The organism is Cellulomonas sp. URHB0016, assembly GCF_054057935.1.
Genome location: NZ_JBSRZU010000001.1, coordinates 3,713,405 through 3,732,157 on the forward strand (window position 1 = coordinate 3,713,405; position 18,753 = coordinate 3,732,157).

At 72.4% G+C, this 18,753-nt stretch carries 19 protein-coding genes; 18 read left to right on the forward strand and 1 reads right to left on the reverse strand.

What is annotated here, in order from left to right; translation table 11 throughout:
* Nucleotides 1-7: 7 nt before the first annotated feature.
* From prmC to ACVW07_RS17125, 17 genes are all read left to right on the forward strand, one after another.
* The gene (prmC, locus tag ACVW07_RS17045; protein WP_456821109.1) at nucleotides 8-979 is read left to right on the forward strand and encodes a peptide chain release factor N(5)-glutamine methyltransferase; all 972 of its coding nucleotides are present in this window, start codon (nucleotides 8-10) and stop codon (nucleotides 977-979) included.
* Complete coding sequence (locus ACVW07_RS17050) at nucleotides 976-1,713, forward strand: L-threonylcarbamoyladenylate synthase (protein WP_456820403.1); 738 nt, start codon at nucleotides 976-978, stop codon at nucleotides 1,711-1,713. Before prmC ends, ACVW07_RS17050 begins: the two co-directional genes overlap by 4 nt.
* On the forward strand, nucleotides 1,710-2,885 hold the full coding sequence (locus ACVW07_RS17055; protein ID WP_456820404.1) for a glycosyltransferase family 4 protein: 1,176 nt from the start codon (nucleotides 1,710-1,712) through the stop codon (nucleotides 2,883-2,885). The genes ACVW07_RS17050 and ACVW07_RS17055 overlap by 4 nt, the downstream gene beginning before the upstream one ends.
* The gene (locus tag ACVW07_RS17060) at nucleotides 2,882-3,418 is read left to right on the forward strand and encodes a hypothetical protein (RefSeq protein WP_456820405.1); all 537 of its coding nucleotides are present in this window, start codon (nucleotides 2,882-2,884) and stop codon (nucleotides 3,416-3,418) included. The genes ACVW07_RS17055 and ACVW07_RS17060 overlap by 4 nt, the downstream gene beginning before the upstream one ends.
* Nucleotides 3,419-3,578: 160 nt before the next feature.
* The gene (gene atpB, locus ACVW07_RS17065; RefSeq protein WP_456821110.1) at nucleotides 3,579-4,325 is read left to right on the forward strand and encodes a F0F1 ATP synthase subunit A; all 747 of its coding nucleotides are present in this window, start codon (nucleotides 3,579-3,581) and stop codon (nucleotides 4,323-4,325) included.
* 92 nt (nucleotides 4,326-4,417) lie between these two features.
* Entirely contained in the window at nucleotides 4,418-4,624 is a 207-nt protein-coding gene (gene atpE / locus ACVW07_RS17070; RefSeq protein ID WP_203756789.1) for an ATP synthase F0 subunit C, read from the forward strand.
* Nucleotides 4,621-5,211 (forward strand): F0F1 ATP synthase subunit B, encoded by a 591-nt coding sequence (locus ACVW07_RS17075; protein WP_456820406.1) that lies wholly within the window; start codon nucleotides 4,621-4,623, stop codon nucleotides 5,209-5,211. The genes atpE and ACVW07_RS17075 overlap by 4 nt, the downstream gene beginning before the upstream one ends.
* Nucleotides 5,211-6,023 (forward strand): F0F1 ATP synthase subunit delta, encoded by an 813-nt coding sequence (locus ACVW07_RS17080; protein ID WP_456820407.1) that lies wholly within the window; start codon nucleotides 5,211-5,213, stop codon nucleotides 6,021-6,023. Before ACVW07_RS17075 ends, ACVW07_RS17080 begins: the two co-directional genes overlap by 1 nt.
* A 69-nt stretch (nucleotides 6,024-6,092) precedes the next feature.
* On the forward strand, nucleotides 6,093-7,721 hold the full coding sequence (gene atpA / locus ACVW07_RS17085) for a F0F1 ATP synthase subunit alpha (protein ID WP_456820408.1): 1,629 nt from the start codon (nucleotides 6,093-6,095) through the stop codon (nucleotides 7,719-7,721).
* A gap of 1 nt (nucleotide 7,722) precedes the next feature.
* A complete protein-coding gene (locus ACVW07_RS17090; protein ID WP_456820409.1) occupies nucleotides 7,723-8,619 on the forward strand; it encodes a F0F1 ATP synthase subunit gamma in 897 nt (298 codons plus the stop codon).
* Nucleotides 8,620-8,683: 64 nt separating this feature from the next.
* On the forward strand, nucleotides 8,684-10,165 hold the full coding sequence (atpD, locus tag ACVW07_RS17095) for a F0F1 ATP synthase subunit beta (protein ID WP_456820410.1): 1,482 nt from the start codon (nucleotides 8,684-8,686) through the stop codon (nucleotides 10,163-10,165).
* A gap of 101 nt (nucleotides 10,166-10,266) precedes the next feature.
* Complete coding sequence (locus ACVW07_RS17100) at nucleotides 10,267-10,560, forward strand: F0F1 ATP synthase subunit epsilon (protein WP_456820411.1); 294 nt, start codon at nucleotides 10,267-10,269, stop codon at nucleotides 10,558-10,560.
* A gap of 13 nt (nucleotides 10,561-10,573) precedes the next feature.
* Nucleotides 10,574-10,978, forward strand: a complete 405-nt coding sequence (locus ACVW07_RS17105) for a DUF2550 domain-containing protein (protein WP_456820412.1) — start codon at nucleotides 10,574-10,576, stop codon at nucleotides 10,976-10,978.
* Nucleotides 10,979-11,003: 25 nt separating this feature from the next.
* Complete coding sequence (nucS, locus tag ACVW07_RS17110) at nucleotides 11,004-11,699, forward strand: endonuclease NucS (RefSeq protein ID WP_456820413.1); 696 nt, start codon at nucleotides 11,004-11,006, stop codon at nucleotides 11,697-11,699.
* 80 nt (nucleotides 11,700-11,779) lie between these two features.
* Entirely contained in the window at nucleotides 11,780-12,436 is a 657-nt protein-coding gene (locus ACVW07_RS17115; RefSeq protein WP_456820414.1) for a TetR family transcriptional regulator, read from the forward strand.
* Between the two features lie 8 nt (nucleotides 12,437-12,444).
* Nucleotides 12,445-13,854, forward strand: a complete 1,410-nt coding sequence (locus ACVW07_RS17120) for a YndJ family transporter (protein WP_456820415.1) — start codon at nucleotides 12,445-12,447, stop codon at nucleotides 13,852-13,854.
* 262 nt (nucleotides 13,855-14,116) lie between these two features.
* On the forward strand, nucleotides 14,117-15,361 hold the full coding sequence (locus tag ACVW07_RS17125) for an N-acetylglucosamine-6-phosphate deacetylase (protein WP_456820416.1): 1,245 nt from the start codon (nucleotides 14,117-14,119) through the stop codon (nucleotides 15,359-15,361).
* An 8-nt stretch (nucleotides 15,362-15,369) separates the two neighbouring features.
* On the opposite strand, the gene ACVW07_RS17130 is transcribed toward ACVW07_RS17125, so the two are convergent.
* Entirely contained in the window at nucleotides 15,370-16,374 is a 1,005-nt protein-coding gene (locus tag ACVW07_RS17130) for a LacI family DNA-binding transcriptional regulator (RefSeq protein WP_456820417.1), read from the reverse strand.
* An 868-nt stretch (nucleotides 16,375-17,242) separates the two neighbouring features.
* On the opposite strand from ACVW07_RS17130, the gene ACVW07_RS17135 reads away from it, so the two are divergent.
* Nucleotides 17,243-18,691, forward strand: a complete 1,449-nt coding sequence (locus tag ACVW07_RS17135; RefSeq protein ID WP_456820418.1) for a glycoside hydrolase family 1 protein — start codon at nucleotides 17,243-17,245, stop codon at nucleotides 18,689-18,691.
* The last annotated feature ends 62 nt before the right edge of the window (nucleotides 18,692-18,753 follow it).

Consider the following 18,753-nt stretch of genomic DNA (forward strand, 5'->3'; position numbering starts at 1 on the left):
GGCACCGATGCGGGACGGCCGGCCCGCGCCGGGCCTGCGGGCGCTCGTGGAGGGCGCGGCGCGCGTGCTCGACGACGCGGGCGTCCCGTCCCCGCGGAGCGACGCGACCGTGCTCGCCGCGTTCGCGCTCGGTGTGGAGCGGCTCGAGCTGGTCCTCCCGCCGCCCGTGCAGACGGGCTTCGCGGAGCGGTACGCCGACCTCGTCGAGCGTCGTCGGCTGCGTGAGCCGCTCCAGCACATCACCGGCTCGACCGGCTTCCGGTACCTGACGATGCACGTGGAGCCCGGGGTGTTCGTCCCGCGGCCCGAGACCGAGCAGGTCGCCCAGGTCGCGATCGACGAGGCGGACCGCGTCGCCGCCGAGGGGCGCGCGCCGCTCGTCGTCGACCTGTGCTGCGGGGCGGGCGGGATCGCGGTCGCCGTCGCCACCGAGGTGCCGGCGGCGCAGGTCACCGCGGTCGACGCCTCGACGGCTGCCGTCGCGCTGACCCGCCGCAACGCGGTCGCCCACGGCGCGACCGACGTGCGCGCGGAGGTCGGCGACGTGTGCGACCCCGCGCTGCTCGCCGACCTCGCCGGACGGGTCGACGTGGTCGTCTCGAACCCGCCGTACATCCCGCCCGACGCCGTGCCCGTCGACCCCGAGGTCCGCGACCACGACCCCGACCTCGCCCTGTACGGCGGCGGGGCCGACGGGCTCGAGATCCCCCGGGCCGTGCTCGCCGCTGCCGCCCGGCTGCTCGTGCCGGGCGGGCTGCTCGTGATGGAGCACGCGGAGGTCCAGGACGCCGCCGCACGCCGGGACGCGGACGCGACCGGCGCGTTCGTCGACGTCGGCACCCGGCCTGACCTGACGGGCCGCCCGCGGATGCTCGTCGCGCGTCGGGCGCCGTCCGCGACGGAGCCCACGGCAGACCGCGCCGTCCCCGGCACGTCCGGCGAGCCGGCCCCCGGCAGCGTGGGAGGATCGCAGGCGTGAGCGAGCGGATCTCGGCAGCCGACGACCCGAGCACCTGGGGACCCGCGATCGACGAGGCGGTCAACGCGGTCGCCCGTGGCGCGCTCGTCGTCCTGCCCACCGACACCGTGTACGGCATCGGCGCCGACGCGTTCACGCCCCCCGCCGTGCAGGCACTCCTCGACGCCAAGGGGCGTGGCCGGCAGATGCCCCCGCCGGTCCTGATCCCCGACGTCCGCACCCTCGACGGCCTCGCGACCGGCGTCCCTGCCGGCGCGCGCGCTCTGGCGGAGGCGTTCTGGCCCGGAGGGCTCACGCTCATCGTGACGGCACAGCCGTCCCTGGCCTGGGACCTCGGCGAGACGCGCGGCACGGTCGCGCTGCGCGTGCCGGACCACGCCACCGCGCTCGCGGTCCTGCGGCGCACCGGCCCCCTCGCGGTCTCGAGCGCCAACCGGACGGGGTCTCCCGCCGCCGTGACCGCGCAGGACGCCTACGACCAGCTCGGCGAGTCGGTCACGGTGTATCTCGACGCCGGGACGGCACCGGGCGGTGTCGCCTCGACCATCGTCGACGCGACGGGCGACCGCCTGCGGCTCGTCCGCGCGGGTGCGCTCCCGCTGGAGCGGCTCCGGGAGGTCACCGCGGTGGACGGACCCGATTCCGGCGCGCCCGCATCGGGCCCGGTCGACCGCCCTGAGGCAGGGACGGCGGAGGCCGACGCACCGGTGGCCCCGGGGGGCTCGACGGCATGAGGGTCTACCTCCTCGTCCTGCTCATCGCCGCGGCCGTCGCCTACCTCGTGACGCCGCTCGCCCGGTGGTGCGCCCTGCGCTGGGGTGCGATCACCGCCGTGCGCGACCGCGACGTCCACGCCATCCCCACGCCGCGTCTCGGCGGCATGGCCATGTTCGCGGGCCTCCTGGTCGCGATCCTGATGGCGAGCCGGCTGCCGTTCCTGCACGCCCTGTACGGGAACCCCCGCCCGCTCGTCGGGATCGTCGGGGGAGCGGCGCTCGTGTGCGCGCTCGGCGTGGCCGACGACATCTGGGACCTCGACTGGCTCACCAAGCTGATGGGCCAGCTGCTCGCGGCAGGGTTCCTCGCCTGGCAGGGCGTCCAGCTCTACCAGCTGCCGTTCGGTGACGTGAACGTCATCAGCTCCACGCGGATGTGGACCTTCCTCACGGTGCTGACCGTCGTCATCGCGATGAACGCGGTGAACTTCGTCGACGGCCTCGACGGCCTGGCGGCGGGTGTGCTGGCCATCGGCGGCACCGCGTTCTTCCTCTACGCGTACCTGCTCACCCGGACGCCTGCGGGCGGCGGCGACTATGCGAGCCTGGCTGCCCTCGTGCTGGCCGCGCTGGTCGGGGCGTGCCTGGGCTTCCTGCCGCACAACTTCTACCCGGCACGCATCTTCATGGGGGACTCGGGCGCGATGGTGCTCGGCTTCGTGATCTCGGCCGCCGCGATCGTCGTGACCGGCCAGATCGACACGGAGTCCGTGCTCGACAGGCAGCGGTTCCCCGCGTTCCTGCCGATCCTGCTCCCGTTCGCGATCCTGCTGCTCCCGCTGCTGGACATGGCGCTCGCCGTGGTCCGTCGCGTGGGAGCGGGCAAGTCGCCGTTCCACCCGGACCGCATGCACCTGCACCACCGCCTGCTCGCGCTCGGCCACTCGCACCGGCGCGCCGTGGCGATCATGTACATCTGGACGGCCGTCTTCGCCTTCGGCGTCTCGGCGCTCGTCCTGTGGTCGACGACCGTGGTGCTCATCTGCTTCGGCGTCGGCGTCGTCGTCGCCACGCTGCTCACCCTGGGCCCGCTGCGGGGCCGGTCGACGCCCGACGGGTCGCCCGACCCGTCTGCCGACCCCGTGCCGTCGGCCCCGCTGCCCGTCCCCACCCCGGAGGAAGTCCGATGACGCACGCCCCCGCACCGGGCGCCCGCCCCCCACTCAGCGAGCAGGCGGTCGAGGCCGTGGTCCGCCAGGCGTTCCGGGACATGCTCGTGCTGCTCGGCGTCCTGCTCGTGCTCGGCGTGGGCATCGGCGTGCTCGTCGCCGGTGCCCCGGGGGCGTGGGGCGCGCTGCTCGGCGTCGCGATCGCGCTGATCTTCTCGGGGACCACGGTCCTGTCGGTGCTGGCGACGGTCCGCAGCTCGCCCGCCCGCACGTCGGCGGTCATCATGGGGGCCTGGCTCGCCAAGGTCGTGGTGGTCTTCGTGGCCCTGGCCGTGCTCAGCAGGTTCGACTTCTACGACCGGGTCGTCCTGGGGCTCGTGCTCTTCGCCGGGGTCCTCGGCTCGGCCGTCCTCGACCTGCGTGCGGTGCAGCGGGGACACATCCCGTACGTCGAGCCGGCCGCTGCACCAGGGGCCTCCGAGAGCGCCGGGACGGGGTCACCGGACGGCCCGTCCGGTGGGGTGAACGACCGGTCGGGACAAGCCGACTCATAGGTTAGGCTTCCCCGCATACACGACGGCCAGGTGTCGCCAGCGTGCCCGCGCAGCCGCGGGTGGGCGCCACCCTCGATCTCAGGAGACCGCCCTGTTCAGCCTTGCGACGATCCTCCCGCTCGCCGCGGAAGAAAGCGACAGCGGCTTCCATGCGCCGACGCTGGCGGACTTCTTCCCGCCCGCGGTCGCGTTCGAGGGCACGCCGTTCGAGATCAACCGGATCATGATCGTCCGCTTCATCGCGGCCGCGGTCTCCATCCTCCTCATCGTGCTCGCCGCGCGCCGCGCGAAGCTCGTTCCGGGCAGGTTCCAGGTCGTGATCGAGCTCGTCCTCGACTTCTGCCGTCGTCAGATCGCGATCGAGACGCTCGGCGAGAAGCTCGGCAACAAGTACGCGCCGATCATCACGACGATCTTCTTCACGATCTTCTTCTTCAACATCACCGGCGTCGTTCCGTTCCTCAACGTCGCGGGGACCTCGGTCATCGGGCTCCCGCTGATCTTCGCGCTGTGGGTGTTCTTCCTCTACATCGGCGCGGCGGTCAAGAAGCTGGGCCCGGGCGGCTTCCTCAAGGGTGCGCTCTTCCCGGCCGGCGTCCCGAAGGGCCTGTACATCCTGCTGACGCCCGTCGAGTTCCTGCAGGTCTTCCTGCTGCGCCCGGCGACGCTGACCATCCGACTCTTCGCGAACATGATGGCCGGCCACCTGCTGCTGGCCCTGTGCTTCTCGGCGACGTCGTTCTTCTTCTTCCAGGCTGCGAACGGCATGAAGGTCCTCGGCGTCGTGACGCTCGCGGGCGGGTTCGCGTTCTTCCTGCTCGAGATCTTCGTGGCCGCCCTGCAGGCGTACGTCTTCGCCATCCTCACCGCGGTGTACCTGCAGATGGTGCTGGAACCCGACCACTGAGCAATCGCTCGCCCGACGGCGACGGACACGGTCCCGGATCGTCGCCCCACCCCGGACGCGCCGCGCGGCGCGCAGATGAAAGGAACCACAACATGACCGGCAACCTCGCCGTCATCGGCTACGGCCTCGCCGCCATCGGCCCCGGCATCGGCCTCGGCATCCTGTTCGGCAAGACGATCGAGAGCATGGCCCGCCAGCCGGAGATGTCCGGCCAGCTGCGTTCCACCATGTTCATCGGCCTCGCCTTCATCGAGGTGTTCGGCCTGCTCGGTCTCGTCACCCCCTTCATCTTCCCGTGATCGCCGGGCAGCTGATCGCCGCCGCGCACGGCGCGGTGGTCGCTGCCGAGGAGGAGCTGCCGAACCCGCTCCTCCCGGAGAGATATGACATCGTCTGGTCGCTGTTCATCGTCGTGATCCTCGGCTTCGTGTTCCTCAAGTACGCGCTGCCGAAGATCCAGGCGGTGCTCGACGAGCGGACCGAGAAGATCGAGGGCGGGCTCGCGCTCGCCGAGACGGCGCAGGCGGAGGCGCAGGCTGCCCTCGCCGAGTACCAGCAGCAGCTCCAGGACGCTCGCACGGAGAGCGCGCGCATCCGTGAGGAGGCGCGCAACGAGGGCACCGCGATCATCGCGGAGTCCCGGACGCGGGCGCAGGCCGAGGCCGCGCGCATCGTGGAGAACGCTCAGCGGCAGATCGAGGCGGAGCGCCAGCAGGCGAGCGTCTCGCTGCGCGCCGAGGTCGGCACGCTGGCCACCGAGCTCGCGTCGAAGATCGTCGGCGAGTCGCTCCAGGACGAGGCGCGGCGCTCGCGCGTCGTCGACCGCTTCCTCGACGACCTCGAGGCGACGACGGCGGGCGCGACGGACGCAGGTAAGGGGAACTGATGCGCGGGACGAGTCGGGCGTCGCTCGCCGCCGCCGAGGAGCGGTGGGAGCCGGTCGTCAGCGCCGCAGGTGCGCAGTCGTCGGTCCTCGGTGAACAGCTGTTCGCCCTGGTGGACGCGCTGGACTCCTCCGGCTCGCTGCGCCGGGTCCTCGCCGACCCGTCGATCGCGGCCGAGGCGAAGGCGGGGCTCGTGGGCCGCCTGCTCGACTCGGCCGACCCGAGGGTCGTCGAGGCCGCGCAGGGCCTGGTCCGGTCACGGTGGTCGGCGGACGCCGACGTCGCCGACGCGGTCGAGCACCTGGCGTTCCATGCCGTGCTCGCCGCCGCGGAGGCGGACGGCACGCTCGGCCAGGTCGAGGACGAGCTGTTCCGGTTCTCGCGCGCCCTCGCCGGGCAGCGTGAGGTACGCCGGGTGCTGTTCGACACGAGCGTCCTGGCGGAGGCCCGCGTGCACCTCGTCGACCAGATCATCGGCGGCCGTGTGTCGCCCGTGACGCTGCTCGTCGCCGAGCGTGTGGCGGCCGCACCGCGCGGGCGCCGGTACGTGGCGAGCCTCGGTCACCTGGCCGACCTCATCGCGGACCGCCGCAACCGTCAGGTGGCCACCGTGCACTCGGCGTCGCCACTCACCGTGGTGCAGCGCGACCGGCTCGCAGAGATCCTCGAGCGTGCCTACGGTCGCGTGATCCAGCTCAACACCGTGCTCGACCCGCAGATCCTCGGTGGCCTGCGCGTGCAGGTGGGACCGCAGGTCGTTGACGCGACCGTGCTCGCCCGCCTCGCCGACGCCCGCCGACAGCTGGCGGGCTGACCTGCGCGCCCGCGCGCACCAGACATGTGAGACCGCACGCACCGCGTGCGCCACGACAGGAGAGAAGCAATGGCTGAGCTGACGATCCGACCGGAGGAGATCCGCGCCGCGCTGGACAGCTTCGTGAAGACGTACGAGCCCAAGGGCGCCGTCTCGGAAGAGGTCGGCCGTGTCACGCTCGCGGGCGACGGCATCGCGCAGGTCGAGGGCCTGCCGGGCGCGATGGCGAACGAGCTGCTCAAGTTCGAGGACGGCACGCTCGGCCTCGCGCTCAACCTCGACGTGCGCGAGATCGGTGTCGTCGTGCTCGGTGAGTTCACCGGCATCGAGGAGGGCCAGGAGGTCCGCCGCACCGGCGAGGTCCTGTCGGTGCCCGTCGGCGACGGCTACCTCGGTCGCGTCGTGGACCCGCTGGGCGAGCCCATCGACGGCCTCGGTGCCCTCGAGACCGAGGGTCGTCGTGCCCTCGAGCTCCAGGCTCCCGGCGTGATGGCGCGCAAGTCCGTGCACGAGCCGCTGCAGACCGGTATCAAGGCGATCGACTCGATGATCCCGATCGGCCGTGGCCAGCGTCAGCTGATCATCGGCGACCGCCAGACGGGCAAGACGGCGATCGCGATCGACACGATCATCAACCAGAAGGCCAACTGGGAGACCGGCGACCCGACGAAGCAGGTCCGCTGCATCTACGTCGCCATCGGCCAGAAGGGCTCAACGATCGCCGCCGTCCGCGGTGCGCTCGAGGAGGCCGGCGCCCTGGAGTACACGACGATCGTCGCGGCTCCGGCGTCCGACCCCGCCGGCTTCAAGTACCTCGCCCCGTACACCGGCTCGGCCATCGGCCAGCACTGGATGTACCAGGGCAAGCACGTCCTCATCGTGTTCGACGACCTGTCGAAGCAGGCGGAGGCGTACCGCGCCGTGTCGCTGCTGCTGCGCCGCCCGCCGGGCCGCGAGGCCTACCCCGGTGACGTGTTCTACCTGCACTCCCGTCTGCTGGAGCGTTGTGCCAAGCTCTCGGACGAGCTGGGCGCGGGCTCGATGACCGGCCTGCCGCTCATCGAGACCAAGGCGAACGACGTCTCGGCGTACATCCCGACCAACGTCATCTCGATCACCGACGGCCAGATCTTCCTGCAGTCGGACCTCTTCAACGCGGACCAGCGCCCCGCCGTCGACGTCGGCATCTCGGTGTCCCGCGTCGGTGGTGCCGCCCAGGTCAAGGCCATGAAGCAGGTCTCCGGCACGCTGAAGCTGGACCTGGCGCAGTTCCGCTCGCTCGAGGCGTTCGCGATGTTCGCGTCGGACCTCGACGCGACGAGCCGTGCGCAGCTGGCCCGTGGTGCCCGCTTGACCGAGCTGCTCAAGCAGGGCCAGTACAGCCCGTTCGCGGTCGAGGACCAGGTCGCGTCGATCTGGGCCGGCACCAAGGGCAAGCTCGACGACGTGCCGGTCGAGGACGTCCGCCGCTTCGAGGCAGAGCTGATCGAGCACCTGCGCCGCAAGACGGACGTGCTGACCACGATCGCCTCGACGGGCAAGCTCGACGACGCGACCGAGAAGGCGCTGGCAGAGGCGGTGGACGAGGTCCGCAACGGCTTCCTGGTCTCGGACGGCACGCCGCTGGTCAGCGGTGACGACGGCCAGCCCGGTGTCGAGGTCGAGCAGGAGCAGATCGTCAAGCAGAAGCGGTCCTGAGATGGCCGGTTCCCAGCGGATCTACAAGGCGCGGATCAAGTCCACGCAGTCGCTCAAGAAGATGTTCCGGGCACAGGAGCTGATCGCTGCGTCCCGCATCGGACGGGCGCGTGACCGGGTGAGCCTCGCGGCGCCGTACTCGCGTGCGATCACTCGCGCGGTGTCGGCCGTGGCGACGCACTCGAACGTCACGCACCCGTTCCTCGTCGAGCGGACCGACACCTCGCGTGTCGCCGTGCTGCTCATCGCGTCGGACCGGGGCATGGCAGGCGCCTACTCGGCGAGCGTCATCCGCGAGACGGAGCGGCTCATCGGGCGGCTCGAGCGGGAGGGCAAGGAGGTCGCCCTGTACGTCTCGGGTCGTCGCGCCTCGGCCTACTACTCGTTCCGCGGGCGTGAGCTCGCGGGCGTGTGGACCGGCTCGTCGGACGCGCCGTCCTCGGACGTCGCCGGCGAGATCGCGGAGACGCTGCTCGAGGCGTACCGCGCCCCTGCCGACGCGGGCGGCATCGCGGAGGTGCACATCGTCTACACGCAGTTCGTGAACATGGTGACGCAGCGTCCGCGCGTCATCCGGCTGCTGCCCCTCGAGGTCGTCGAGGGCGTGGCGCCCGTCGAGGACACGGACACGCTGCCGCTGTACGAGTTCGAGCCGGAGCCCGCCGTCGTCCTCGACGCGCTGCTCCCGCGCTACGTGCGGAGCCGGATCTACGCCAGCCTGCTGCAGGCTGCCGCCTCCGAGCTCGCTGCGCGCCAGCGTGCGATGCACACCGCGACCGAGAACGCCGAAGACCTCATCCGCATGTACACGCGGCTGGCCAACCAGGCCCGCCAGAGTGAGATCACCCAGGAGATCAGCGAGATCGTGTCGGGCGCCGACGCACTCGCTTCCGCCTGAACACCGACCGCACGACACAGCCCCTGCCGGAGCCCCGCTCCGGACGAACGAAGCGAGGCCAGACATGACCGCCACCACCGTCGACGAGACGGCCAGCACCGCCGACACGCCCGGCGTGGGACGGGTCGCCCGGGTCATCGGTCCGATCGTGGACATCGAGTTCCCGGCGGACCAGATCCCCGAGCTCTACAACGCGTTGCAGGTCGACATCGACCTGTCCGCGCAGGGTGAGGGCGAGAGCTCGTTCACCATGACGCTCGAGGTCGCCCAGCACCTGGGTGACTCGCTCGTGCGGGCGATCGCGCTCAAGCCGACCGACGGCCTGGTCCGCGGCGCGCAGGTGCGTGACACCGGCTCCGCGATCTCCGTGCCTGTCGGTGACGTCACCAAGGGCCACGTGTTCAACGTGATCGGCGAGGTGCTCAACCTCCAGGAGGGCGAGAAGCTCGAGATCACGGAGCGCTGGCCGATCCACCGCAAGGCCCCGGCCTTCGACCAGCTCGAGTCGAAGACGCAGATGTTCGAGACCGGCATCAAGGTCATCGACCTTCTCACGCCGTACGTGCTCGGCGGGAAGATCGGCCTGTTCGGCGGTGCCGGCGTCGGCAAGACCGTCCTCATCCAGGAGATGATCCAGCGCGTCGCCCAGAACCACGGCGGTGTTTCGGTGTTCGCCGGTGTCGGCGAGCGCACCCGTGAGGGCAACGACCTCATCGTCGAGATGGAGGAGGCCGGCGTCTTCGACAAGACGGCGCTCGTCTTCGGCCAGATGGACGAGCCGCCGGGCACGCGTCTGCGCGTCGCCCTGTCGGCTCTGACGATGGCGGAGTACTTCCGCGACGTGCAGAAGCAGGACGTGCTGCTCTTCATCGACAACATCTTCCGGTTCACGCAGGCGGGCTCCGAGGTGTCGACGCTGCTCGGGCGCATGCCGTCCGCGGTGGGCTACCAGCCGAACCTCGCTGACGAGATGGGCCTCCTCCAGGAGCGCATCACCTCGACGCGTGGGCACTCGATCACGTCGCTGCAGGCGATCTACGTGCCTGCTGACGACTACACGGACCCCGCGCCGGCGACGACGTTCGCGCACCTCGACGCGACCACCGAGCTCAGCCGTGAGATCGCGAGCCGCGGTCTGTACCCCGCCGTGGACCCGCTGTCGTCGACGAGCCGCATCCTCGACCCCCGCTACGTCGGCCAGGCGCACTACGACGCCGCGACGCGCGTGAAGTCGATCCTGCAGCGCAACAAGGAGCTGCAGGACATCATCGCGATCCTCGGTGTCGACGAGCTGTCGGAGGAGGACAAGACGGTCGTGGCTCGCGCCCGCCGCATCCAGCAGTTCCTCTCGCAGAACACGTACATGGCCGAGAAGTTCACGGGTGTCGCCGGATCGACCGTGCCCCTGGCGGAGACGGTCGAGGCGTTCGGCAAGATCGCGGACGGCGAGTTCGACCACATCGCCGAGCAGGCCTTCTTCAACATCGGCGGGCTCGAGGACCTCGAGCGCAACTGGGCCCGCATCCAGAAGGAATACGGCGTCTGAGTCGGTCCCTGAGCCCATGGGGTGTCGTCGTCCGCAGGGCGACGACCGGGAGGCGCCCACCGGCGCCTCCCGCCCCCGCCCGAACATGAAGGAGAAGGTCAGTGGCTGACATCGAGGTCGACGTCGTCGCCGCCGACGGCAAGGTCTGGTCGGGCACCGCCCAGCGGATCATCGCCCCGGCGGGGGACGGCGAGATGGGCATCCTCGCCGGTCACACGCCGGTGCTGACGGTGCTGAAGCCCGGTGAGATCCGGGTGACACCGGCCGGCGGCGGCGAGGTCATGCGCTGGCAGGTCGAGGGCGGGTTCCTCTCGTTCGACTCCGACCAGGCCACGGTGGTCGTGGACTCGGTGGTCACGGGCGGACGCCCGGCCGCCGCGACCACCGGACACTGAGGGTTCGCCCGACGTGTCCGGGTTCCAGGTCGGTCTGGTGGTGGGGGCGGTCGTCATCGTCCTCGTGCTGGTCGGCCTGGCCCTGTCCCGCTCGCACACGCTCGACCGGCGGGTCGGCTCGTTCCACTGCGCGTTCTCGCGGAGCGGGCAGGGCCCCTGGTCCGCGGGCATCGCGCAGTACGGCTCGCGCCAGCTCTACTGGTGGCGTCGCGCCTCGCTCGCACCCCGGCCCGCGATCCGCTGGGAGCGGGTCGGCCTCACCGTCGTCGAGCGCCGTCCGGTGGAGGGCACGGGGCAGGTCGTCGTGACGTGCCGGACCGGTGCGCAGGACGTGTTCCTGCAGATGTCCCCGGAGGCGTACGCCGGGATGACGTCCTGGATCGAGGCCACGCCGGCGCGCGCGGGCTCCGTCATCTGATACCCGGCTCTCCGAGGACTCCCACATGCGTCTCGTCGTCGCCCGCTGCGCGGCTCGCTACAGCGGGCGGCTCAACGCGCACCTGCCGCTCGCGACGCGGCTGCTCGTCGTCAAGGCCGACGGCAGCGTGCTGCTGCACTCGGACGGCGGCTCGTACAAGCCGCTGAACTGGATGAGCCCGCCGTGCACGCTCGTGGTCGGCGCGCCGGACGAGGAGTCGCGCGCCGCAGGCGTCTCGCAGACCTGGGTCGTGCAGCACGCCAAGTCGGACGACCGGCTCGAGATCGAGCTGTACGACGTCCTGCACGACTCGGCGCACGAGCTCGGCGTCGACCCCGGGCTGGTCAAGGACGGGGTGGAGGCCCACCTCCAGGAGCTGCTCGCGGCGCAGATCGTGCTGCTCGGCTCGGGACACAGCCTGATCCGGCGCGAGTTCCCGACCGCCATCGGGCCGGTCGACATCCTGGCGAAGGACCCGTCGGGCGGCACCGTCGCCGTCGAGATCAAGCGGCGCGGCGACATCGACGGCGTCGAGCAGCTGACCCGCTACCTCGACCTGCTGAACCGCGACCCGCTGCTCGCACCGGTGCGGGGAGTGTTCGCCGCGCAGGAGATCAAGCCGCAGGCCCGCGTCCTGGCGACCGACCGCGGCATCGGCTGCCTCGTTCTCGACTACGACGCGATGCGCGGCGTCGACGACGTGGACGCCCGTCTCTTCTGACGCGGACGGCTCGTCCGGTGTGGCGCTGATCTCGGTCCGGCTACTTGAACGCGTTCAACTGAACGTGTTCAACTGGGCGCATGACAGAGAACCCGCCAGATACCCGCGCTCATGTGCGGGCGACCGCGCTGCGGCTGTTCCGTGAACGTGGCTACGCCGCGACGACCATGCGCGCGATCGCGCAGGAAGCCGGGGTCGCGACCGGCAACGCGTACTACCACTTCGCGTCCAAGGACCACCTGGTCCAGGAGCTGTACCTCGACGTGAACCGGGAGCACGCCGCGCGTGCCAGGCCGGCGCTCGACGCCGGTGGGGACCTCGGGTCCCGCCTGCTGGCCGTGATGCTGGCCGGTGTGGAGGCGTTCGCGGAGTACCACGCGTTCGGCAGCGAGTTCGTGACCGTGGCGATCCGTCCCGGGTCGGCTGCCAACCCGTTCTCGCCGGCCTCGACGAACGCGCGCGAGCTGAGCCAGGGCCTGTTCCGAGAGGTCGTCGAGGGAGCGGTGCCCGCGGTCCCGGCGGCCTTGCGCGCCGACCTGCCGGAGCTGCTGTGGCTCGCCCACCTGGGCCTGACGCTGTTCTGGGTCTACGACACGTCGCCGGACGCCCGGCGGACCAGGGCCCTGGCGGAGGGGGCGGCGCCACTGGTCGCACGCCTCGTCCGGCTCAGCAGGCTGCCGGTGCTCCGCGGCGTCGTCGACGACGTGCTGGGCCTGGTGCGGGCGGCGCGCCCGTGAGCGCCTCGATGAGCACCGTGCTGAGCGAGGAGCTCACACCCGCGGCGCTCGGGGTGGTCCGGGTCGCCGTCGCGCTCGGCGCGGTCGTCGTCCTCCCGACCGGGCTGCGGCTGCTGCGGCGAGGTGCGGTGCCGGTCCCCACGTCGCCCGCGTGGGTGCTGGTCGGGGCCCTCGCCGCCGTGTCGGTGTGGTTCCCCGTCGGTCCGGTGGCGGCACTCCTCGCCGTCCCGTTCGCTGTGGCCGGCGCCGTGCTGGCCGGCTGCGCGGTCCGCCTGCTCCTGGGACGTCCCGACGGCGGCCTGGTGGTCGCGGCGACCGCCGTTGCGCTCGGCACGCCGGTGGTGGGGGCGGTCGCGCTCGTGGCGGAGCGTGCCGGTAAGAGCCTGCTCGGTTTCTCGGAGGAGTATCTCGCCCTGACCGTCCCTCACATGCTCTTCGCGGGCTTCGGGGCCTGCCTGGTCGTCGGCCTGCTCGCCCGGGCCGTCGTGGCGCCCGACGGTGTCCTGCCGCGGGCGGTCAGGGTCGCGGCGGTCGCCACCCCGGTCGGGGTCGTCGTCGTCCTCGTCGGGTACTTCGCGACGGACGCCGTCGAGCTGGTTGGTGCGGTCCTGCTGACGGTCGGTCTGTGGGCCGCCGCAGCGGCGGCGTGGCGGGTGGGCTCGCAGCGCCGGACGCGCTCGCTCCTGCAGGTCGGCAGCGTCGCGGTCGCGGGCTCGATGGTGCTCGCCGTGTGGTGGGCCCTCGGCGAGGCGACGGGTCTGGCGCACCCCGGCCCGTCCGCCATGGTGGCGACTCACGGTGTGCTCAACGCAGGAGGCTTCGTGCTCTGCACGCTCCTGGGGCTCCGGCGGGAGCTCCGGGCCGGGCTCGTCGACGAGCCCGATCACGAGACACCTGATGCCGTGACGTACTACCCCGTCGGCGGCACACGCTCGGGGGTGCTCCCTTCCGGTTTCCGGCACCTGACCGTCCGGCACCGGATCCTGACCGACGCCGGCGAGCACGACCGTGCCCGCCTCGGCGAGGCGCTGCGCACCTGGCAGGTCCACTCGGCCGCGCACGTGCAGCTGCTCGCCGACGCCGAGCTGGCGGAGCCGGGCGTCCGCGTGGTCACCCGGATCGGTGTGCCCGGTCTCCGGCTGAGCGAGCCGTGCGAGGTGGTCTGGTCCACGCCCGACGGGTTCGGCTACGGCACGCTCCCGGGCCACCTCTTCCACGGCGAGGAGGCGTTCACGGTCGAGCTCGACGGGGGCGCGCTCTGGCTGGTCGTCGTCGCGTACTCCGTGCCGGCCGTCGGCTGGGTCAGGGCGCTCGGACCGCTCGTGGTCGTGGCACAACGCCTGTATCTCCGGCAGCTGGCGAAGGGGGCGCGGCGGATCACGGCGCAGCGAGCGAGTGTGGCGGGGGCTGCCCGGTGAGCGCGGCGGAGTGGTCGGCGGCCGCGCCGGCGGTCGACGCGAACACGTTGCGAGGGCCCGGAGCAGTCACCGCGATCTGCGTCCGGTGCGGCACGGACCGGCGTCGCAGCCGTCGAAGGGGCCGTCGGTGCGGGCGGCGGACGCTGGTGGGCAGGGTGGTCGAGCCGACGTCGCGCGGCGACACCCCACCGGCCGGCGGGCCCGGTGGTGGCGCCGACGCAGGGCACGGCGCCCACCGGGCCGGGTGCGGCAGGATGACGACGTGACGGACGCGACGGAGCCAGCCCCTCTCCTCGTCCGCGGGAGCGTGGTGACCCCGTCCCGCGTGCTCCAGGTCGGTGTCGTCGTGGTCGACAGGGGCGTGATCAGCTGGGTCGGCCCGGCGGAGCACCTGCCGGAGCACTGGGGGCCCGCGCCGGACGCGACGACGACGACCGTGCTGCCCGGCCTCGTGGACCTGCACTGCCACGGTGGCGGAGGAGCGAGCTTCCCGGACGCGACGGACGCGGCGACGGCGCAGCGGGCGGTCGACGAGCACCGTCGACACGGCACCACGAGCGTGGTGGCCTCGCTCGTCACGGCGCCGCCCGACGTGCTGCTGGCCCGCGTCGCACTCCTCGCGGACCTCGCCGACGCGGGCGACATCGCGGGGATCCACCTGGAGGGGCCCTTCCTGTCTGCCGCCCGGTGCGGGGCACAGCACCCGGCGGACATGCTGCCGGGGGACCCCGACCTGGTCGCGAGCATCGCGCGGGCTGCGCGGGGACACCTCGTGACGATGACGGTCGCTCCCGAGGTGCCGGGGGTCGCCGACGGGAGCGGCGACGCCGACGACGTGCTGGCGGCGCTGGTCGCTGCCGGCGCCGTCCCGTCGATCGGCCACACGGACGCGTCCGCGGAGCAGGTGGACGCGGCGGTCGACCGCGGGTTCGACCTGTTCGCCGGCTCGTCGACCACGCGTGCCGTGCGCCTGACCGCCACCCACCTGTTCAACGGCATGCGTCCGATGCACCACCGCGACCCGGGACCGGTGGCGGCCTGCCTGGCGGCGGGTGCCAGGGGCGAGCTGGTCGTCGAGCTGGTCGCGGACGGGACGCACCTTGCCGACGGCACCGTCCGTAGCGTGTTCGACCTCGTCGGAGCGGACGGGATCGCGCTGGTCACGGACGCGATGTCCGCCGCGGGGATGCCGGAGGGCGACTACCGGCTCGGCCCCGTCGCCGTCCGGGTGGCACGGGGCGTCGCTCGGGTCGTCGACGAGGCAGGGGCACCGGGCGCCGTCGCCGGCGGCGTGGCTCATCTCGTCGACGTCCTACGGTCCGTGGTCGCGGCCGGGGTCCCACTGGTCGAGGCCGTCCGGGCCGCGGCCACCACACCGGCGGAGGTGCTGGGTCGTCGGGACGTCGGCGCGCTCGTCGCCGGGCGCCGGGCGGACCTGCTGGTCACGGACGCGGACCTGCGGCCGGTCCGGGTGATGCGCGCGGGCCGGTGGCTGCAGGAGGCCTGATCGACCGGTCAGGCCGGCGCGGGTCCCGAGCTCTCGCGCACGGTGAGCACGGGGGACAGGAGCCGGGTCTCGGCGGGCTGGTCGCCGGCGAGCCTGGCCGCCGCCATGTCCACCGCGACGGAGCCGATCGCCATGGCAGGGATGTCGACGGACGTCAGCGGCTGGGGCTGACCGAGCGCCACGTCCTGCGGGCAGACGGCGACGACGGAGACATCCCGCGGGATCTCGCGTCCGCGCTCGCGCAGGGTGGCGAGCACCGCCGGCAGGGCGACCTCGTTGTGCACGACGAGCGCGGTGACGTCCGGCAGCTGGTCCAGGACGCGGTCGACGGCGTCGACGGCGCCCGCGTGCGACGACTCGCACGGCACGAACAGCCCCCTGACGTCCCGACGGGTCGTCTGGCTCGTGAACCCGTGCACCATCCGCTGCGCGTAGGTCGTGCGCCGCTCGAGGACGAGGTGCGGCGACCCGACGAGCGCGATCTGCCGGTGGCCGAGGTCGGCGAGGTGGTCGACGGCGCGCCGGGCGGCCGCCTCGAAGTCGAGGTCGACGCAGGACAGCCCGTGCGGGTCGCGCGGGAGGCCGATGAGCACGGCGGGCTGCTTCTGGCGACGGAGCAGCGGGAGCCTGGCGTCCTCCGCCTCGACGTCCATCATGATGAGCGCGTCGACCATCGAGCCTGCCGCGACGCGGTCGACGCCGGCGAGGTCGTCCTGTGTGAGCAGGAGGACGTCCTGCTCGAAGTCCCGGGCACGCGTGACCACGCCGGTGACGAACTGCATGATGACGCCGACGTTCACGTCGACGCGCAGGGGTGCCATGAGGGCGAGCACGTTGGTGCGTTGCGAGGCGAGCGCGCGGGCCCCGGCGTGCGGCCGGTAGCCGAGCTCGCGCACCGCCCGCTCGACGCGGGCCCGGGTCGGGGCGGAGATGGGCCGCTTCCCGGACAGGGCGTACGACACGGTCGAGACGGAGACCCCGGCCGCGCGCGCGACGTCGTCGATCGTGGTCACGGCGGCACCTCCGACGGTCCTGTTCCGGCCGACCTGCCCTGGTCGGGAGTCACCCTAGCGGGCCGTGTGTCGGTGACGGCCGAGCGCGTCGCGGCGCCGGCCACCTCACCGAAGCGCTTCGACGCGACGGCGTGCTGGTATGACCGGACGAGTCACGACATTCCTCCAGAATGGCCGTACCAGGTCCGTGACCTGCATCGAAGCGCTCCGAGAGACAGGACGGTTCAGCCGCGGCACGGACGAGGTCATCGGCGTCCCCGTGGGGGTACGAGAGCGGCGGTGGGGCGTAGGGCGCGCGTCGGACCCGGGGGCCGGCACGGTCGTGAAGGTGGTCGGACCCGAGCGGCTCGACGACGGCGTGACGAGGTCCCTCGACGGCGGTGACCCGACCGGCTCAACGACGGCGTGGCGAGGTCGCGCGCCGGCGGTACGTCTGCGAAGGTCGGCACGCGAGGGAGTGGGATGTCGAGCCGAGGCCGGCGGCCGTGTGCTCGCGGCCTCGACGCCCCGCAGCGTCGGAGTCGTCACCGACGCTGCGGGGAACCCCACGTTCTCGACCGGCTCTCCCTCGGCGTGCGCGGCAGGCCCATGCTCAGGCGGCCCGACGCACACCGGGTGGGTGTGTCCGTGCCCGCCGACGGGGCGGCGGAGGAGGCCGACGTGTGACGTGCGCGGGCGGGCCGGCACGAGGTGGCGTCGCGACGGACGACGCCGGAGCTCGCCCGCAGCCCGTTGCGCACCCGTGGAAGCGTCGAGCCGTGTATCGTATCGATTCGACAGCGCAGAGTCGCCCTGTCACCGCGCCGCGTCCGCTGCTTCAACGCCGTCGGCGCCCAGCTCTGCTCTCCTCCGACCACGAAGGACCGCCATGCCGACCACGCGCCCGTCCGGACGCCAGCTCCCCGCCGACTTCCTCTGGGGCTCGGCCACCGCGTCGTACCAGATCGAGGGTGCGCACGACGAGGACGGTCGTCTGCCGTCCATCTGGGACACGTTCTCGCGCACGCCCGGCAAGGTGCTCGACGGGGACACCGGCGACGTGGCCGTCGACCACTACCACCGCGTCCCTGAGGACGTCGCGATCATGAAGGACCTCGGCCTCCAGGCCTACCGGTTCTCGGTCGCGTGGCCCAGGGTCCAGCCCACCGGCTCGGGCGAGTTCAACGACGCCGGGCTCGCCTTCTACTCGGACCTGGTGGACCGCCTCATCGAGGCCGGCATCAAGCCCGTCGTGACGCTGTACCACTGGGACCTGCCGCAGCCTCTCGAGGACGAGGGCGGCTGGGCGAACCGCCGGACGGCGCTCCTGTTCGCCGAGTACGCGCGCAAGCTCGCCGAGGTGCTCGGTGACCGCGTGCACCTCTGGACCACCCTGAACGAGCCGTGGTGCTCGGCGTTCCTCGGGTACGCGTCGGGCGTGCACGCCCCGGGGGTCACCGACGCCGCCAAGGCCCTCGCGGCCGTGCACCACCTCAACCTCGCCCACGGCCTCGCAGGCCGGGCGATCCGCGAGGTGCTCGGCGACGACACGCCGATCTCCATCACGCTCAACCTCCACGTCACGCGCGCGGCGACCGACGCCCCCGAGGACGTCGAGGCCAAGCGTCGCATCGACACCATCGCCAACGAGGTGTTCCTCGGCCCGGTGCTCGACGGCGAGTACCCCAAGGAGGTGTTCGCCGACACCGAGCACATCTCCGACTGGGGCTTCGTCCAGGAGGGCGACCTCGAGCTCATCAAGATCCCGCTCTCCGTCCTCGGCGTGAACTTCTACTCGACGGGCCGCGTCAAGCACGGGAGCGGTCCGGACCTCGAGCCCGGCACGCCCGGCCCCGACGGGCACCGCGTCTCCGAGCACACCCCGTGGGTCGGCGCCGACGACGTCGAGTGGCTCCCGCAGCCCGGCCCGCACACCGCGATGGGCTGGAACATCGAGCCGAGGGGCCTGGTGGACCTCCTCCTCGAGCTGCGCGACCGCTACCCGAGCCAGCCCCTCGCCATCACGGAGAACGGCGCCGCGTTCTACGACACGGTCAGCGAGGACGGCCGGGTGCACGACGCCGACCGCGTCGCCTACCTGCACGACCACATCGACGCGGTGGGCGAGGCGATCGAGGCCGGCGCCGACGTGCGCGGGTACTTCGTGTGGTCGCTGCTCGACAACTTCGAGTGGGCGTACGGCTACGACCGCCGGTTCGGCGTCGTCCGGGTCGACTACGACACGCACGAGCGGATCGTGAAGGACTCGGGCCTCTGGTACCGCGAGCTCATCCGGACGGGCACCATCGCGCCCGCGGAGTCGGCCGCCACGCTCTGACGCCCGGTGTCGACGACCCGTCCCTGCCGCCGCGGGGACGGGTCGTCAGCCGTGCCGGCAGG

Excerpts from the sequence above, each read along its gene's own strand:
- ACVW07_RS17060 (WP_456820405.1), top strand. The coding sequence starts at position 2,882 with ATGACGCACGCCCCCGCACCGGGCGCCCGCCCCCCACTCAGCGAGCAG.
- atpD (WP_456820410.1), top strand. The coding sequence starts at position 8,684 with ATGACCGCCACCACCGTCGACGAGACGGCCAGCACCGCCGACACGCCC.
- atpA (WP_456820408.1), top strand. The coding sequence starts at position 6,093 with ATGGCTGAGCTGACGATCCGACCGGAGGAGATCCGCGCCGCGCTGGAC.
- ACVW07_RS17055 (WP_456820404.1), top strand. The coding sequence starts at position 1,710 with ATGAGGGTCTACCTCCTCGTCCTGCTCATCGCCGCGGCCGTCGCCTAC.
- nucS (WP_456820413.1), top strand. The coding sequence starts at position 11,004 with ATGCGTCTCGTCGTCGCCCGCTGCGCGGCTCGCTACAGCGGGCGGCTC.
- prmC (WP_456821109.1), top strand. The coding sequence starts at position 8 with ATGCGGGACGGCCGGCCCGCGCCGGGCCTGCGGGCGCTCGTGGAGGGC.
- ACVW07_RS17090 (WP_456820409.1), top strand. The coding sequence starts at position 7,723 with ATGGCCGGTTCCCAGCGGATCTACAAGGCGCGGATCAAGTCCACGCAG.
- ACVW07_RS17135 (WP_456820418.1), top strand. The coding sequence starts at position 17,243 with ATGCCGACCACGCGCCCGTCCGGACGCCAGCTCCCCGCCGACTTCCTC.
- ACVW07_RS17120 (WP_456820415.1), top strand. The coding sequence starts at position 12,445 with ATGAGCACCGTGCTGAGCGAGGAGCTCACACCCGCGGCGCTCGGGGTG.
- ACVW07_RS17115 (WP_456820414.1), top strand. The coding sequence starts at position 11,780 with ATGACAGAGAACCCGCCAGATACCCGCGCTCATGTGCGGGCGACCGCG.
- ACVW07_RS17080 (WP_456820407.1), top strand. The coding sequence starts at position 5,211 with ATGCGCGGGACGAGTCGGGCGTCGCTCGCCGCCGCCGAGGAGCGGTGG.
- atpE (WP_203756789.1), top strand. The coding sequence starts at position 4,418 with ATGACCGGCAACCTCGCCGTCATCGGCTACGGCCTCGCCGCCATCGGC.